We start from the raw sequence: 16051 nt of genomic DNA on the forward strand, positions 1-16051 counted from the left end.
ATGCTCTCGGTGCCCTTTGCCCTGACCGGGGCCATATTCCTCCTCTCGCCGGACATCGGCCTGGGCTACAACATGTCGATTGCCGTGTGGGTGGGGCTCATCGCCTTAGCGGGCGTGTCGGCCGAGACGGTGGCCATCATGCTCTCCTACCTCGACGAGGCATGGAAGCGGCGGGTCGAGGCAGGCCGGATGAAGGACAAGAGCGACCTGCGCGAGGCCATCATGGAAGGCTCGGTGCTGCGGGTTCGCCCCATGCTCATGACGGCCCTGGCCAACATCTTCGGCCTTATGCCCGTCATGGTCAGCACCGGCACAGGGGCAGACGTCATGAAGCGCATAGCAGCCCCGATGGTGGGCGGACTGGCCTCGGCGGTGCTGCTGACCCTCGTCTTGGTGCCGGTGCTTTACAGCATATGGAAGGAGCGTGAACTCAAGCGGATGAGCGGAAAAGGCTAAAGCCTTGCGACCTTATTAGGAATCTATCCTTATTGATGTCTATCATTTAAACACAAAACACCCTCTTTGTTCACTCAAGCTAAGCATTTTCTATACGCTTGCCAGTGAAAGCTCAGTGCGTCCTAGCATAAATAGCTTATATTTTTCAGCATACATGTCTCGGCACAGGCCGTGCTTTGCTCAACTCAATTCAGGCCATAACAGGAGGAAATCGTATGAAGAAGAGCATGGTAACCATCGCCATATTAGCATCCTTGGCCCTCGCAGGAACCGCATTCGCGGGCATGGGCGGCGGACATGGTGGGGGAGGTCACGGAGACGGCAACAGCAGTGGCGGCATGAGCAGCCATGATGGCAACTCCGGGGGCATGGGAGGTGGTCACGGGAGCGGCAAGCAGGGCGGCGACATGTCCGTGACCGGTGCCGGCAGGATGTCCGGCCACATGGACAATGCCATGAGCGGAAACAGAGGCGATGGCCAAGGGCAACGGGCCAACTTCCACCAGGCCGACCGGAACCGCGATGGAGCCCTGGACCGAAACGAATTCCACGGCAGCCGGGTCGGCAAGAATGGCTTCGAGGCCATGGATCAGAACCACGACGGCCGCGTCGATGCTCAGGAATGGTCCGACGCCCACGAGGCAAAGGCCGGCAAGACTTTCTAGGCGTCCTCTTTCCTGGACGGCGGGGCGGGAGTGGCCCGCCCCGCTCCATTGCTGTTCGCTTCATATATCCTCGTCCTTTTCCTCTCCGTGCGCCTTTACGCCGAGCAGCGCTTCAATTTCCTCGGATATGTCCAACACCGTGATCCGGCCACCGAGATCCTTGACCAGTCTGATTTCCGAAGCCTTCCTCAACGCGCCTATGACAGCATCAATTTTTCTGCCCTGTTCTTCGATGATATCGAGCGAGGCTAGAAGGTCGCTGTCTGTAGTCGATCTCCTGCAATGCCTCAGCTTGCCACCGATGATCATGTTCGCGTTCAAGAGGTGGTGCGAGAGCGTCTCCACCAAGCTTTTCACCGTCTCCAAGGCTGTTTCGCTCTTCTCTCGCTCCAGTTCAAGCGCGTGCAGGCGTCTACTCCTGTCAATGGCGGCGCCAGTCATGATGCCGATGAGGCTACCGAAGAAGACGAACGGAATCGCCATGGGCAACATGGAGGGATGAAAGGCTGGATGCACACGGGGTTCCGGTCCGTCCAGGCAGACTGAAGAACCGGCCTCCTGCCTGGCCTGCATGAGCGAATCGACAAGCATGACGTACGGATGCAGCACAAGATAGCCTGCCACGGCTCCCGCAAAGACGAAGAGGATCTTCATTCGATGACGTTTCCACATGGTTGGTCCTCCGAGAGAGCCTGATGACCTGCCGAAGTGATTCGCTCGGCTTTTCGAGAGCACCCGATATGGAGAGCATCACGGCAGCTGTCGGCTTCCCTTCGCTCCTTCTCGGGCCGGGGCCCCCCCCTCTACCGGCCAATGGACCACATTGATCCATGCAAGACCATATTTTATTCCAGGAGATTTCCAAATCCTGCCCGCTTTTCTTGTCCGACCAGGAGGCATGAGGTACCTTCAGGAGTGGAGGATCAAATGCATGGAGCGTCCCTGCGCAAATGGCATAGGAAATTAGGCATCCTGCTGGTCTTCTTCCTCGCTCTGCAGGCCTTGACCGGACTTATCCTGAGCGCCAGCCACATGATGCAGGGCGAGCATGCTCATGCCCAAGATAGTGGCAGCTCTCGCCCCCTATCCGCGGCATACAAAAGCGCAAGCGCAGCTTCGGTCTCAAGCGACTTACGTTTCGAGAACAGCCTCGCCGCGATACACCATGGCGGAGGACCTGCTGGAGACGTCTATCGGCTTGTCTTGGGGATAGCCACCTTGGCTCAGGGCGGCATGGGCGTGATGCTGTACTTTGGGCAGCGCCACCGGCACGCTTCATAATCTGCGCCTTACAGTACAAACAGAGGGGGTATGGGCTCGTCTTGAGTCTCTTCCACCTTAGCGACCACGACCGTCGCGTTATCGCGCCCGCCGTGCTCCAGCGCCGAGGCGATGAGCCTGCGCGTCGCTTTCTCGGGCGCTTCTTCGGCCATGGCTTCGGCCAGAAGCGCATCGTCCAGTTCGTCATGCACGCCGTCGGTGCACAGCAGGAGCCGGTCTCCAGCATGAGGCTTGAAGCTGCCGCTTTGCGGCAGGCAGGTCGGGCAGCCCACGCACTGGTCCAGCATGTGCCTGAAAGGGTGCAAGCGCACCTCTTGCACGCGGACTTCTCCGGATTCCAGGAGGTCCTGCAGGAAGGAGTGGTCGCGCGTGACCTGCGTGAGTTTGCCGCTACGCAGGAGGTAGAGCCTGCTGTCGCCTACGTGCGCCCAGGCTACGCATTTTCCGGAAATACCAACGAGCACACCCGTGGTGCCCATATGCCGAAGCCCAGACTCTTTCTCAGCGCGAGCCCGGATGCGCTCTCCGGCCCGTATGAGCAGATCGGCCAAGCCCCCTGGCGTGAGCGAAACGCCTGCGGCCTCGGACGTGACGCTCTCCATGAGCATGTCCGCAGCCACCCCTCCGCCCGCTTCGCCTCCCATGCCGTCGGCGATGGCCAGGAGAACCATGTGCGGGGCAAGCCGCAGAATGGCGAAGCGGTCCTGGTTCTCCCGCCGGACCAGGCCCACATGTGTCTGCCCGTGAGCCTGGACGAGCACGCCGGTACGCTCTCTTCCTCCAACCATTACCGATTCCCCAGCTACGGCGGATTCCAGGTCCATGCTCAACAGCTCGGCCTGCCACAAGCGCCGGATGCATACCTGCAGGGCGCAGCTCCATCCCATCACCATTACAATGCCTGCGGCTCTTCCTTGGGTTCAAAGCCCTTGATCACCACCACGGGAACCGGCGCTTCGCGAACGATCCGCACCGCGACATCCCCGAACAAGAATTCCTGAGCCTTGGTGATCTCATGCCTCGGGAGTAGGGCGAAATCGTATTGAAGCGTCTGCAATTCCCCAAGGACCACATCCGAGGCTCTTTGATTCCTTTCCGGCTGGGCCAGCCTGATCCATACGTCTTCTTCAGGAACACCGTTGTCCACCAGCTTGCGCCTGATACGTTCCAGAAATGCCGTCTTGCTGCTTGAGAGCTGATCTCTCTTCTGAGTACTTTCACGTTCAGTCTCGTAGACGTCCTCCAGCCCTGTGGGCAGCACTGCGAAAAGAGTCACCCGGAAGAATTCTATCTCCTTGAAAAATCCGAGGTACCAGTCCGCCGCCAACAAACTGAGATCCGACTCATCCACATAAAATAAAACATGCATGCGGATCGGAATACCCGTGAGATCGAGGCGGCTATGCCGAACGATTTGGTAGCTACGCCTGGAAGTGTCACGGAAACCGCCAACAATGAAGCTGACAACAAAAAGCAGGATTATGGCTGTGACATTTCCGACATGAAACTCGGCCGTTGCGTGAGCCATGAAGAAGTGAGGCAGGAACAGGAGCAGCGCCACGGAGGATATGATTAGCGCTGGTCTTTTCCCACCCTGGATAGATGCATAAAGAACTGGTATGAAATACAAAACTCGCAACAGCGTATGCAGAGATAACGCCTGCGCGGGAATGAGCATGTGGACAATGGAGACAACACCAAGCATGACAAAGCTAACAATCCATTCTTTGGGGGACATCATGCTCTACTCCGCACAAATAGATTCCTGGTGTTTTGCATTAGCTATGTAGCCCTGTTTCCAGTTTGCTTCTCCTCAGAGGACTTCGGACGAAGCATGCTTTGACCAATTGATCCTGCGATTTTAAGCAACTTCATCTCCAGCGAGCCCAGTCCTACGCGTTTCCCCCGTAGGCTATTCAAGCTAGCCTGCCAAGGTACCATCATCCAATGTCCTTGAACATGGCAGATTTCAAATCGACGCCCAACAGCCGAGCCTTGCCACTGAACTCCTCCAGGAGCGTATTCAATGCGTGGCGTTGCTCCTCGTCATAGAACAGGTGCAAGCTGAGCATCTCCTTTGATCTCCTATCCCTTGGCCGGCCAGTGAAGAAGGATTTCAGCGCCTTGCCGGCCTCGGTTGCCGTCTGGAGGCGCCGTGCCGGGTCCCGCCTGCCGCAGCCGAGGATGAACGCGCGCAGGGCCGGCGGAATGTCTGAAATCCGTTCAGCCGGATCAGGAATGTCCTGCTCGGTGTGCAGGTCCATGAGCCTGGCCAGGTCGTCCTCTGGGAAGGGCCTGGTCCCCGTGACCAGTTCGTAGGCCGTGATGCCCAGGGAGTATATGTCCGATCGGACGTCCGCCGGGTTACCTTCGATCTGTTCGGGCGGGGCGTAATGCGGGGTTCCGGCGATGCTCAGGTCCTCGGTGCCCGGCGGGCAGGCCAGGCCGAAATCGAGTATCTTCAGCTGACCGTCGAACTGAATGAAGAGATTGGCCGGCTTGATGTCGCGATGCACGACGCCTCGCTCGTGGGCGTAGGCAAGCCCCTCGCACGTTTGCAGGAGGAAGTCGGCGGCCCTGGAGAACGGCAGGCGGCCGGTCTTGGCGAGCAATTCGTCCAAGGGATACCCGTCCAGCTTCTCCATGATTATGAACACAGTCCGGAAGCGTTCCTCGATGTCATATACCCGTACAATATTCTTATGGCTGAACTTGGCGATGACATTGGCCTCACGCCGAAAGACGTTGAGAAACAGTGCATTCATGGCCATGTCGTGCTTGAGCATCTTGATGACCACGGGCATGTCCAGGCTACTGTGCACGCCTTCGTAGACAATGCTCCAGCCGCCTTTGCCGATCCTGCGCTTGATGGCGTACTTGCCGATGGTGCGGTCGGCTGTCACCCGCCAGGACTCCAGGCGGCGGGTGACGATTTCCGTAAGAAAGTCGCGCAGATCTGGATAGCTCGCGGCCAGGTCCTCGAATCTGCGCCGGCTGAGTTGCCAAGCCGTAACCCTGGTCTCGGCAACCACGTTAGAACTCTGAAGTTCGTCGGTGATGAGCGAGACTTCGCCCACCACTTCGCCCTCATGAAGGTGGTCGATATGCAGGGTTTGTCCCTCCTTCTCCACCAATAAGTTGCAGGTTCCCTCCTGAATGAGGAACAGGAACTCCCCAGGCTCGCCCTGGGCAATGATCTTCTGGCCCGGCTCGAAGACGCGCTTGCGCAGTACGTTGATAAGACGAAGAAAGGCATTTTGCGGCAGGGCCTCCAATAGGCTGCTGCGCAAAAGAAAGAGCAGGTCACCAAAGCGATTGCAATCCTCCATGGCTCGCTGGTTCACATTAATCCGTCCTCGGCAATCATGCTCGAAAATCAAGCCCACCAGGTATTGGCCAGAGTCCAGAGGCTGCGACCAGGCGACCCGTGCGAAGTGTGGCATCCACCGATGAATCGATGCATCATAGAAGACAAAGAGGAATACCGTGCCAGGCTGGACTTTTGTGCACAGCTCGATGAGCGCTCCGTTCTTGCTCGTGTTGTGCACGTCGACGAGGCTGTAAAGCAGGTCTTCCGACGGCGACTCCTCACGACAGATGAAGTTGAGACCGTGCACAATGCCCAACTGCATTCCGGTGAACGACTCACGCAGGTGCTTGCGCCTGTCAGGAACGAGTGTCATGGCGAGTCCTTCCGGAGTGTATGGGCTGTTTGCGGCAGGAAGCCTCAATATCCACTATCTTGTCCCCTGAGGCGTACTCACGAAGGATAACGTCCTCTATTCTTGTCAGGGTACGCACGAGGTCGCGGATGCAATGCAGGTTTCGCTCGATGCCGTCGGCATCCTCGCGCAACGGCGACTGCGGCGGCAGGTCTTCTTTGAGCAACTGGGCTGCGGCCAGGGCCGAGAAAAGCGGCGTATTGACCTCATGGGCCACAGCGCCGGTCAAGGCGACGATCTGCGTGCGGCGCTCCTGCTCCTGACGGCGCACGCGGTCGCTCAGCACCCCTATAGCGACTCCGACGGCACCCAGGAGGGCGGTCGCCAAAAGCCTCTCAAGATCCACGTGTGACAGGGCGTCCCAGCGCGAAATGGTGAAGGGCAGATAGAACAGCGCGATGCTGAGCGTGGTGATCAAGGCCCCCTTGAGTCCGAACCAGACAGCTCCCAGGGCCAGAGGCAGGTAGTAGGCTTCGCGTAAGAGACTGTGGCGATGCTCCAGGCTTTCCGGAGTTCCAAAATGGAGGGAGCTGATAATGGCCACGAGCACCACTATTGTGCTCGTTTTTAGTAAGGCTTTTCCAGTCATATCGGTAACTCCCGGCAAAGCGAGTGTATCGGCGGCTCCAAACTCGCCTTGATCTACTATGCGGCCGTCCTCCTTCGATAGTCCTATGCGACGCGCACGTCTTTTATAACCACGAGAGTCAGGTCATCCTCCTGGGGCATTCCGCCCTGGAACTCCCGCACCGCCTCCGTGATAATCTCGACCATCCGCTTGGCAGGAAAATGGAGGCTAGTGCGGATCACATTCTCCAGCCTGTGCCTTCCAAACATCTCCCCCGCGGCATTGTGGGCCTCGGTTATGCCGTCAGTGCCAAGTACGAGAATGCCTCCCTCAGGATAGGTTGCCACCTGCTCCTTGAATACCATATCCCCATCAAGACCCAAGGCCACGCCCGGACCCCGAAGCTGCACGAACTCATCCTGAACAGGATCATAGAGGAACCCTGGTTCGTGACCTGCGCGTATCCAGCGGATGGTCCGTGTTGCCGAGTGGACTTGGGCATAGATGAGGGTGACGAACTGCCCTGTTTCGCGTGTATCGACAGCCACCAGCCTGTTCACATCGCGCAAGGCTTCGGCCATTGAGCCAGACTGGGTTAGCCTGCCTCGTAGGGCGGCCCGCACCGTGGCCATGAGCAGCGCGGCCTGCAGGCCGTGCCCCGAGACGTCGCCCACGGCCACGGTCAGGATGTTCGGGTCGCGACAGCAGACATCGAAGAAGTCGTAGTAGTCCCCGCCGGTCTCATCGCTGTATAGGCTCGCCGCGGCCACATCGAGTCCCGCGATGACCGGAGCCCTGACTGGCAGAAGGTGCTGCTGCACCTCCTGGGCGACCATAAGGCCCTGGCGGATGCGCACGCTGTCCTGAAGCGCCGGGACCATGCGGTTGAAGGTCGTCGATAGTTCACCAATCTCGTCCCGGCCCTCCACCGGCACGCGGGCCTCGAAATCGCCTGCTGCCACGCGGCGCACCCCTGAGACAAGGTTGCCGATGCGGCGCGTGATGGTGCGTGCTCCGGCAAGTGCAGCGGCCAGCGCAAGCAGGCCGACCACTGCAACGACCGCCATTGAAAAGCGCTCCTGCTGGCCCACTCGGTCGCGCACGTAGGCCTCGACCGCCTCGGCCTCGCGGGTCACATCGCTGGCGGGGATAACGAAGAACAAGTAGCTGCGCATTTCAGGGATACGCGCGTAGACCCATACGCTCAGGCGCGCATCAAAGGGCATGAGCCTGACGCCGTTGCGGTCCTGTCGCAGATCAGAAGCCAGCGCGGCCAGGCCTGCTTCGTCTTTGGAGGCGAGCCAGAGCGGCTTGTCGGGCACGCTCCAGCGAACATCCTTGTGCCCGGCGGTGCTTCGCTGGGCGATGATCTTGATGAGTCCGTCGTCCGGCCCGCCTTCCGCCTCGGGTGCGGCCATGAAGAAGACAAGGTTTGGCGAGAGCATATGCGTATGGATGTTCTCCTTAAGTACGGTGTCCACGGACACGGACACGGCACTTACCCCGAGGAACTGTTCTTCATGGCTGTAGAGGGAGCGAGTGACCGTGAAGACCACGTTTCCGGTAAGCGGATCCCGGTGCGGGTCGGACCACTTAGGCTCGCGCGTACCCAGGCCGAGCCGGACCCACGGCAGGTTCCGCATCTGCCCTAGGTCAACCCTGAAGTGCTCGGGAAAGACCGAGTAGCGGCCATCCTCGAACAGGACAGCCTGCCAGTGGACGAGACTGGCGTACTTCCGCTGCATGGGGGCGAAGACGGACTCAATCGAGACGAAGCGCTCCGGACGCATGGCCTCGGGGGCAGGGCAGGCCGCTCCGCGGTCGCCGGATGGCGGGCAGGCGAGTTCGCCGGTCCTGGCTAACTCGCGGATGTCCTTGGCACCGGACTGGAGGACCAGCGCGAGGACGTCCATCTCCAGGCGCAGCACGCGGGCGTGGTCCTCGACCATGCGCTGTAGGGCGGTGCTCGTGCGCTCCAGGAGCGAACCCCGGCCTTGTTCAGCCAAGTCCGTGCCCATGGCCCGCATGGCCCTGTGGGATACGCCCGTGACCAGGAGCAAGGGAACGAGCGAGATGCCTAGAAGGAGGATGAGCGTCTTCCACAGGATACGCACGGCTACATTGCTCCTGGACCATGCTCATCCCCCGGATGCGGCAGGATGATCTCGAAGACGGTGCGGTAGGCGCTGTCGCCTTCACCTGTCGGCTCGCTCTCCATGCGCACCTCGCCATTCATCTTGCGCGTGAATCGGTCCACCAGGGGCAGCCCGAAGCCCGTGCCGGGCTCGCCACAGGTTCCCGGCCTGGTCGTGCGCTCGGAAGGCGAGAAGAGCCTGGGCCGGTCCTCTTCGGGAATAGGCAGTCCGATATTGGCCACAGTCACTTGGGTCTGTCCGGTATCCCGGCGCACCGACACGACGACCTCCCTATCAGGCAAGGAGAACTTTACGGCATTGCTCACGAGGTTGCCGATGACGGAATTCTTAAAGGTGACGGGCTCGACGGCTGCAACGACTGGCCCGACCGGGACGTCGAGCCTGAGTGTGACCTTTTTTTGGCTGGCCTTGTCGCAAAACAGGCGCACGGCGTCCCGGACCAGCGGCACGATGTCCTGCCTGGAGAGCGGAATGTCCAGCTTACCGCTCTCGATGGCCATGATCTGGCGCGTGAACTCGACGAGCTCGTGAGCATGGAGCAGGGTCTGGTACACCTCGGCCACGTTCTCCACGATTTCCTCCTTGGGCAGCGTGCGGCCCTTGCGAGCTACAATCTTCAGATAGCCCGAGGCGGACACGATGGCGTTGGTCAGGTCGTGCGTCAGAATCCGCAGCAAGCTTTCCCGTTCGGATAGAACCTGCTCCAGCAGAGCCGCGTTCTCGCGCAGGCGGGCGTTTCGGATCTTGACCTTACGGCGCAGGATGCCGCTCGATAGGCCGGATGCGAAGCCTATGGCGGCGAAGTAGAAGCCCATAGAGTTGAACAGCGCGTGGCCGGTGTGCACCATCTCAAAGGCGTTACCCTCGTGGGGGATGCCCACGATGAGCATGGACAGAGGATGGAGTAGAAAGAAACCGAGCAAAGCTCCGAAAAAGGAGTCCGTGAAAACCGGATTACGGAATTGGCTCGAGGCTGCGTGATCGCTTGCACGTGTCATGGTCGCTGCCTGCGGGTTGTCGCCGACGGAATTTTGGGCCTTTGCACACTCCAGCCGAAAAGGCCGCATTCGGCATGTGCACGGGCTTCGCCCGCGTGTCCCACGCTACGCTCACCGGCGGCCGGTCATACTCCTATAACGGTCATACTCCTATAATTGTAATATAAAGAACTTCCGGGGGCCAAGGCCTGCGTCGATTATGTACCTCTGTCAGATTCCGCCTGCTCGTTGCAAGAGCGGAGCGGCCGGTCCGCCCGCCCCGCGCCCCGGTCGCGGCTATTGACCGGAAGCCGAGCTGAACTCGCCGGTCTGCTTGTCGATGCGTAGCGTATCCACCAGTGAGCCATCCTTGGTCGCGACGGGCACCTCGAAGTAGCCCTGCTTCTCGCTGATCTTCCCGACTCGGATGTTCGGGTTGTTCGTGCCGCGCACATACTCCTCGGCCATGCTGCGGGCCTGCTCGCGGTTCAGTTCGCCCTGACCCGGCTGGACCTGCGGCCCCTGCGGGTATTGGCGCGTCCAGCCCCGGTGCATATCCTCCATATCCATCATGTGCCCCTGACCCGAACCTCCCGCGCCGTTTTGGGCGCTACCCCTGCCGCCACTCATGCCTCCGCCGCTGCTTCCACCGTGCATGGCCAAGGCAGGCAGAGAGAGGGCCAGGACCAGAGCCCCGCCCGCGAGCAGAAGCTTCAAGGCGTCCGACAGTCGTTTCGCAATGGATGCGATGGAGCGTATTCTCATGGCGTCCTCCTTTTTCTTTCCCAAGAATGGCCTGGGCCTATTTTATACCAACTTGGTAGTTATCTGTGCACTATTTTAGCAGCAGGCATGCCAAGCCACTATTATTCATACCAGGCAAGGACATCCCAGCAAGTCGGGAGGCTCAACGAGTCGAGGGTCTTGGACTTGCCTCGGCCTTTTTTGGGCATCTTCTTGCGGATATGCTCCCAGAGGTTGCGGAACATCGGCATTTCGTTGCTGGGGATGTTGACCGAAACCGGCATGCGCGGCAGCGTGATGATGCCGCACTCGATGGCGTCCATGAGTGAGAAATCTCTCATGGTCCGTGAGAACTACGTACCTTCCGAGTAACCGACCCCTTCAGGAAGAACGGGGTTGCCGAGAGGTCGATGACGCGGGTGAGCCCGAGCTTACGGGTTACCGCTGTGTGAGTGTTTTCCGATGGGATTAATGGGATTAATGGGAAAAGCAATGCGTATAGTTCAACACGTTGAAATCCGCCTGTAAGGCTGGATAGCTTTGCCCAATGTGATAGACACTTGAAGAAATGAGAATGGGTGTGCGGGAATATTCCCGCACACCCATTTATCTCATGCAATTCTTCTATGCCTGATTTTAGCCAATGTGCTTGATGAGCAAATGAGCTTCTTTGGTTGAAAGAGAATTGATGTCCTTATTGAATTTATGTCTTGCAATGTTTTCAAGCTCTTCATCGCTCATGGTTCGCTTTGAAGCTAATCCTTTGAGCATCGATATCTGCTTGGAGCTGATCGGATTCGGATGGTTACCTGGTTGAGCTTCTGGTAAAGATGCCCTTTCCACCACTGAGAAATCCGCATCAATGACTGATTCATCATGCCCATGATCTGAATTGATTATGGATTTTATATTAAAAGCATCACAAAGCACACGCATTTTGGCCCTTGTGGAAGCAATCCGTATGAAATGTTCCGCGCAGCCCTTTGGAGTATTTGCTGGGCTTGCATCACCTATGTCAGAGAACTCTCTTCCGTCTGGAGTCGAAAGATTTGCTTCGCAAATGGCGATATTGTTATTTTCTTTTGAAGGTGCCTGAATCAACTCTACTGAGAGCTTGACGATACCATGCTGATGTCCAAAGTCGAGCATGCCTTCGTAAGTAGCTGTATCTTTGCCTTTAATCTTCGTGATAGAGGAGGCCTTCATCTTTGGTTCCTGGGGCTTAGGGGTGCTTTGGTTTGCCTGAAGGGATGCATTTTTTTTAGTGTTCTCAGACATTTCTTTTTCCTTTTCTCTAGTCAGTTTTGTTTCTTAGGTTGGATGGTTGAATATTTCGCAACTGTATGCATATGTATATAGCTATTAAGTAAAAAATTACTGCAATATGCTCTGAACTTTGGGATGGATTGGCCAATCTTTAGGAATGCGTGAAGAACCAAATTCTCTGATTCCGAGCGGTGCATAATCTTTAGTTGTAGTCTTTGCTAAGTAACTAGCCCAATGAAAACATTTATTGAATACATCTGAAAAATTTTCATCATTTCGCCTGAGCATGATACCATTCGATTGAAGTTCACCATGTCTTGATCTATTGCAGAAATTGATAAGCCCAAGCTGCTCAACACCAAGTTTCCGGTTCCACATGGCTTCTGCTTGTTGTAGTATTTCATAGTAACTTCGAATTTTGTTTCCATTTAGCAGGAGTATGCAATGGTAGTGTTGATGCTTTTCACGAGACTGCTCTCTAACCCAAACATATACAGGGTCTAGCCCTTTCCTTTGATGGAATTTTATGAAGCCTGCAATAAATTCAGAGAAGGTTTGATTCGAGCTGTCATTACAATACTTGGATGGAAACCGGACATCAAATCTGACAAAGAGTACTTTATTGTGTTTAGATATATAAAAAATGAGCATATCTAATATTCTTTGGAGTATGTCATCATAACATCCTTGATCTTTTGCTTCATCGACTTGGATATCAAATCCGTAGTAGTTATTAGTTGAAATAATCATATTTAACCTCGTTTGTTGTTTTGATTAATGTATGTTTATTCATTTTATCTATTTATTTATATATTTAGATATTACCTCTGACCTAGCAGCAACGAGCACAAGAAGGATAAATTTAATCCAGTGTATGTATCATTAACGGAATTTAAATCACTATATTATGATGTCTGAATTATTTTAATACACGCCAGTCGGAACGCGCGCCGCCTTTATGTCCAGAAGAAATGACGGTGCCTGACAACTCTTCTCTTCCGCAGGGAGATCCATGCGAGGATAGCAAGAGGGCATCTTTGACCTTTCCGCTGTCCCGAGTGTCCCGGCCTCTATAGGAGTGGGACGGAGTCTATTTGTATTACTTTATGAATTCAGTGGGTTATGCTGACAAAAAACTGCGAAAATGTACCGTTTGGGACACTTGTGGGACGTAAACGGGGCTAGATTGGGGAAGCTCTCGACAGTCCAGCAGGCAGCAGGGGGGCTTACGCGAGCGCTTGGTTGGTGAGCTGCCTGCGCTTACGGCAAACAGCCCACCAACCTGTTCTGAGTCAGCCTATGAGTCGTTTCGGATTCGTTTGGCCAGCCGCCCAACAGTAGTCCTTGGGATTCCAGTGTGCTCCTCTATATCTCGATAGGACATCTCCTGTTCCAACAAGGGGCGAATCACCTTGATCCGCTCGTCCTCGTCCTGTCGGCATTCCCAGCGGGCAACTCCGCCCTCGTGGCGTAGCTGGATTTCAAAGGGCTCCGCCTCGGGGCCGGCAAGTCCTCTGGCTTTGGTCAGATGTACCTCGGCTCGGGCACCCTCTTGAGCCTTGTAGTCTTTAGGTCTCGTGAGGGTGATGGAGGTATCGAGGATGTCCTCTCGCGCGCTTGATCCGCGTTGGTCTCCATTCTTGCCTGAATGGTGGACCATCAGCACCGAATGCCCCTTGCGGCGGAGGCCCAGGAAGAACGCCTGTAGGGATGCCCAGCCTTCGGTCGAGTTCTCGCTAGCCCCTGTTGCCAAAGTCGCCAGGTTGTCAACGACGAGCACCTCGACCCCATCCAGGAGGGCCGTGATTGCCTCCTGGCCTTCCGGTGTGGCGATGCTTCGGATGGGTGCGTCCTGGGCATCGGCGCAGCAGAGCTTGAGGTTGCTCGACGGCTCCTGATCGCCGAAGCCAGCCGCGATGGCGTTCAGTCGCTCTTGGATCATCTCCATAGACATTTCACCGTCAAGGTAGAGTACTATTCGCGCTCTTGGGGCAGTCCAGCGGTCGAAGGCGACACGCCCTGTGGCGATGGCATAGGCCATCGTGAGCGCGACCCAGGATTTGCCCAGGCCACGAGGGGCATACACCATGATGAGGCCCTTCACCTGCATGATCGGCTCCAGGATGTACTCACGCTCCTTGTGGTAGTCCATGTTGGCTATTTCGGAGGCCGTAAATACCTTGAGCGTCTGGGCCGAGGGCAGCGCCTCAAGAACCTGAGGGGCAATGCCATACCGCTCACGGGCGATGGAGGCAAAGTCCTTCAGGGGGATGATAGTGATCTCTACTCCTGCGTATTGCGTGCGGTGGGCACTATCACAGGAAGAGAAGATCTTACCCAGGTCGTCGCTCGTGAGTGCCGCCGCATAGACCTCCTGAACACCAGCCTTTCTGGCCATGTCCTCGGACTCAATTACTGCCTCGAAGCAGGCTCTTGAGTCCTCGACAAAGAGAAGGACACCTCGTCCTTGGAGTAGCGACCAGTCGGCCTTGGGCAGGGCACTGAAGCCTCCGGAGCACGCTGTGGGGATGGGACCCGTGTTGTCCCCGGTGCGCGATGACCAGTCTTTCACATACTCGACATCGGCCTCATGGATGAGAATCGCCACTGCTCGGGGATGGTAGCTCAGCAGCAGGTGTTGGTCATACCACAGCGGACTACCTCCCCAGCCAAGCCAAACCCACTCACCAAGTGAAGAATCGGCGAACTCGCAGAAGGAAAGCGTTAGCCGAATGTGGTCACCTGCTTCGGCGGAAAACCCACAGAGTCGGCCCCGAACTGTGCCATCTAGATTGTGGTAAGTGTACCATTCGCTTAGGCAGTACCCGAGTTGCTCAATTGGATGATGTGGCATGGTCAACGGTGGGTAGGGGCAAACTACGACCTCCCTCCATCCTGGCTTGATGGCACACTGTTTGGGAGTCGGCATGGATATCTTGAGCCTTCTAGCTAGCTGTGTGCAGGCTTGCTGATACGGAAGCCCATTCAGGTGTCCATAGAAGCTTATCAAGTCATTACCTGCAATCCGGCTATAGGCACACTGCCAGTAAACAGGCTCTATCGGATCGGCAAGGTTGATGCGGACTTGGATTGACCTCTGGCAGAACCAATTACCTTCCCAGTAGCCGCCCGGAAGACATTCCCGGATGAACTTGCTTGCGTTGCTCAACGCATGAGCGTTGACATGCTCTGACCACAAAACCTCGTTTACTGTCCAAGTGAGTAGAGGGGATGGCTCCTGGACTGGGGCAAGTGCAACTCCAATTTCGGTAGCGTGTTGCACATTGGCCTGGGCGCACAGAGCGCCTTCCGTGGGGCTTAGGGAATCATTATGCGTGCGCATGGTTATTCTCCTGAGCTTCTGACGAGCCGGAGTTTTCAAATTTTTGGGTACGGGCGATAACCCAATCGATGAAAGCCTCTCGCGTATAGGCAACTTTTCCAGCAATCTGGATACGTCCCTTTGGCCCAATCCCTTTTGAATCGAGATTGGCAAGTGTTTTGGCGCTTAATAGACCGCCTAGGGATTTACTGGCTTCCTTACGAGAGAAAAGGGGGGGGAGTATGCTCAGCAGTTGCTCTCTTAGTTTCTCCATGGAAAAGAGTCCTTGAGGCTGTGCTAGTGCAGAAAGTCTAGCATTGACTGCGCATTAATGACACCTTGAGCGAATGCCATCCGCTGTGTACATGACTACACTAGGCATAACGGCCCTAAGGTGCGCTCAAAAAGAAAAAATATAAAGGAGAAAAGCATCACCAGAGAGGTATCATCACCAGAGAGGTATCATCACCAGAGAGGTATCATCACCAGGTAGGAGCAACAGCAAAGATTGATACACTAAATCAGAAATATAAAATATGATATTTAAATTATATAAAGAAAATTTGCAAGAAAGGAGAAAATTGTCAAGTGAAAATTTAAAGAAAATTTGGCAGAATAGCCTCATCAAATCCTCGGAAATCATGGACAGGGGCTTTTCGGAATTGACCCTCGCGAAGCTAAAATGATGGACAGATGCGGGCAAAAGCGAGAGACAAATTTGAATCCCATAACTGGGTAGCCAAACCTGCCTCATGAGCTTTGGCAATCATTCTGTGCCTGTGAGCTAACTTAAGTTTTTAAGCCTACTGGCAGACTAATTATGGGGAAGCCCCGATTGAAGTTTTCAGGGAAAGGGGGCGGATGGGAGATCCATTCTCAAAAAAGTGGGGACAG

15 protein-coding genes and 1 pseudogene are annotated in these 16051 nt (G+C 56.2%); 3 read left to right on the forward strand and 13 right to left on the reverse strand.

Features of this window, described 5'->3' with window-relative positions:
- Together H585_RS0107235 and H585_RS22050 are read left to right on the forward strand one after the other, a co-directional pair.
- Nucleotides 1-456 (forward strand): efflux RND transporter permease subunit (locus tag H585_RS0107235; RefSeq protein ID WP_027367333.1); only part of this gene is annotated, 456 nt, incomplete at its 5' end.
- A 215-nt stretch (nucleotides 457-671) separates the two neighbouring features.
- Entirely contained in the window at nucleotides 672-1121 is a 450-nt protein-coding gene (locus H585_RS22050; RefSeq protein ID WP_051182994.1) for an EF-hand domain-containing protein, read from the forward strand.
- A gap of 60 nt (nucleotides 1122-1181) precedes the next feature.
- Here the strand turns inward: H585_RS22050 and H585_RS0107245 are convergent, their stop codons facing one another.
- Complete coding sequence (locus H585_RS0107245) at nucleotides 1182-1775, reverse strand: hypothetical protein (protein WP_034627351.1); 594 nt, start codon at nucleotides 1773-1775, stop codon at nucleotides 1182-1184.
- 273 nt (nucleotides 1776-2048) lie between these two features.
- Between H585_RS0107245 and H585_RS23895 the strand changes: the two genes are divergently transcribed.
- The gene (locus H585_RS23895; protein ID WP_027367335.1) at nucleotides 2049-2402 is read left to right on the forward strand and encodes a PepSY domain-containing protein; all 354 of its coding nucleotides are present in this window, start codon (nucleotides 2049-2051) and stop codon (nucleotides 2400-2402) included.
- Nucleotides 2403-2410: 8 nt separating this feature from the next.
- On the opposite strand, the gene H585_RS20975 is transcribed toward H585_RS23895, so the two are convergent.
- From H585_RS20975 to H585_RS20995, 12 genes and pseudogenes are all read right to left on the reverse strand, one after another.
- Entirely contained in the window at nucleotides 2411-3295 is an 885-nt protein-coding gene (locus H585_RS20975; protein WP_051182996.1) for a PP2C family protein-serine/threonine phosphatase, read from the reverse strand.
- The gene (locus H585_RS0107260) at nucleotides 3295-4143 is read right to left on the reverse strand and encodes a universal stress protein (RefSeq protein WP_027367336.1); all 849 of its coding nucleotides are present in this window, start codon (nucleotides 4141-4143) and stop codon (nucleotides 3295-3297) included. The genes H585_RS20975 and H585_RS0107260 overlap by 1 nt, the downstream gene beginning before the upstream one ends.
- Before the next feature lie 199 nt (nucleotides 4144-4342).
- Nucleotides 4343-6085 carry a protein kinase domain-containing protein gene (locus H585_RS20980; RefSeq protein ID WP_027367337.1) on the reverse strand — a complete coding sequence of 581 codons (1743 nt, stop codon included), beginning with the start codon at nucleotides 6083-6085 and terminating at the stop codon, nucleotides 4343-4345.
- Entirely contained in the window at nucleotides 6069-6713 is a 645-nt protein-coding gene (locus H585_RS23520) for a DUF4118 domain-containing protein (protein ID WP_081678608.1), read from the reverse strand. Before H585_RS23520 ends, H585_RS20980 begins: the two co-directional genes overlap by 17 nt.
- Nucleotides 6714-6796: 83 nt before the next feature.
- A complete protein-coding gene (locus tag H585_RS0107275) occupies nucleotides 6797-8806 on the reverse strand; it encodes a SpoIIE family protein phosphatase (RefSeq protein ID WP_027367339.1) in 2010 nt (669 codons plus the stop codon).
- Between the two features lie 2 nt (nucleotides 8807-8808).
- Nucleotides 8809-9846 (reverse strand): sensor histidine kinase, encoded by a 1038-nt coding sequence (locus H585_RS0107280; RefSeq protein WP_027367340.1) that lies wholly within the window; start codon nucleotides 9844-9846, stop codon nucleotides 8809-8811.
- A 276-nt stretch (nucleotides 9847-10122) separates the two neighbouring features.
- On the reverse strand, nucleotides 10123-10590 hold the full coding sequence (locus H585_RS20985) for a hypothetical protein (RefSeq protein ID WP_034627353.1): 468 nt from the start codon (nucleotides 10588-10590) through the stop codon (nucleotides 10123-10125).
- A gap of 131 nt (nucleotides 10591-10721) precedes the next feature.
- Nucleotides 10722-11014: pseudogene (locus tag H585_RS23900) on the reverse strand (hypothetical protein); the annotation flags it as partial.
- Nucleotides 11015-11205: 191 nt separating this feature from the next.
- Nucleotides 11206-11847 (reverse strand): hypothetical protein, encoded by a 642-nt coding sequence (locus tag H585_RS0107295; protein ID WP_027367342.1) that lies wholly within the window; start codon nucleotides 11845-11847, stop codon nucleotides 11206-11208.
- A 96-nt stretch (nucleotides 11848-11943) separates the two neighbouring features.
- Complete coding sequence (locus H585_RS22430) at nucleotides 11944-12585, reverse strand: YagK/YfjJ domain-containing protein (protein WP_081678610.1); 642 nt, start codon at nucleotides 12583-12585, stop codon at nucleotides 11944-11946.
- Nucleotides 12586-13132: 547 nt separating this feature from the next.
- Complete coding sequence (locus H585_RS23360) at nucleotides 13133-14443, reverse strand: AAA family ATPase (protein WP_161628421.1); 1311 nt, start codon at nucleotides 14441-14443, stop codon at nucleotides 13133-13135.
- Between the two features lie 721 nt (nucleotides 14444-15164).
- On the reverse strand, nucleotides 15165-15431 hold the full coding sequence (locus H585_RS20995; RefSeq protein ID WP_034627354.1) for a hypothetical protein: 267 nt from the start codon (nucleotides 15429-15431) through the stop codon (nucleotides 15165-15167).
- Nucleotides 15432-16051 lie beyond the last annotated feature (620 nt).

Origin of the sequence: Desulfocurvibacter africanus subsp. africanus DSM 2603 (genome assembly GCF_000422545.1) — a bacterium.
GTDB classification, from domain to species: Bacteria; Desulfobacterota; Desulfovibrionia; order Desulfovibrionales; family Desulfovibrionaceae; genus Desulfocurvibacter; species Desulfocurvibacter africanus.

Excerpts from the sequence above, each read along its gene's own strand:
- H585_RS22050 (WP_051182994.1), top strand. The coding sequence starts at position 672 with ATGAAGAAGAGCATGGTAACCATCGCCATATTAGCATCCTTGGCCCTC.
- H585_RS0107245 (WP_034627351.1), bottom strand. The coding sequence starts at position 1,775 with ATGAAGATCCTCTTCGTCTTTGCGGGAGCCGTGGCAGGCTATCTTGTG.
- H585_RS23895 (WP_027367335.1), top strand. The coding sequence starts at position 2,049 with ATGCATGGAGCGTCCCTGCGCAAATGGCATAGGAAATTAGGCATCCTG.
- H585_RS20975 (WP_051182996.1), bottom strand. The coding sequence starts at position 3,295 with ATGGTGATGGGATGGAGCTGCGCCCTGCAGGTATGCATCCGGCGCTTG.
- H585_RS0107260 (WP_027367336.1), bottom strand. The coding sequence starts at position 4,143 with ATGATGTCCCCCAAAGAATGGATTGTTAGCTTTGTCATGCTTGGTGTT.
- H585_RS20980 (WP_027367337.1), bottom strand. The coding sequence starts at position 6,085 with ATGACACTCGTTCCTGACAGGCGCAAGCACCTGCGTGAGTCGTTCACC.
- H585_RS23520 (WP_081678608.1), bottom strand. The coding sequence starts at position 6,713 with ATGACTGGAAAAGCCTTACTAAAAACGAGCACAATAGTGGTGCTCGTG.
- H585_RS0107280 (WP_027367340.1), bottom strand. The coding sequence starts at position 9,846 with ATGACACGTGCAAGCGATCACGCAGCCTCGAGCCAATTCCGTAATCCG.
- H585_RS20985 (WP_034627353.1), bottom strand. The coding sequence starts at position 10,590 with ATGAGAATACGCTCCATCGCATCCATTGCGAAACGACTGTCGGACGCC.
- H585_RS0107295 (WP_027367342.1), bottom strand. The coding sequence starts at position 11,847 with ATGTCTGAGAACACTAAAAAAAATGCATCCCTTCAGGCAAACCAAAGC.
- H585_RS22430 (WP_081678610.1), bottom strand. The coding sequence starts at position 12,585 with ATGATTATTTCAACTAATAACTACTACGGATTTGATATCCAAGTCGAT.
- H585_RS20995 (WP_034627354.1), bottom strand. The coding sequence starts at position 15,431 with ATGGAGAAACTAAGAGAGCAACTGCTGAGCATACTCCCCCCCCTTTTC.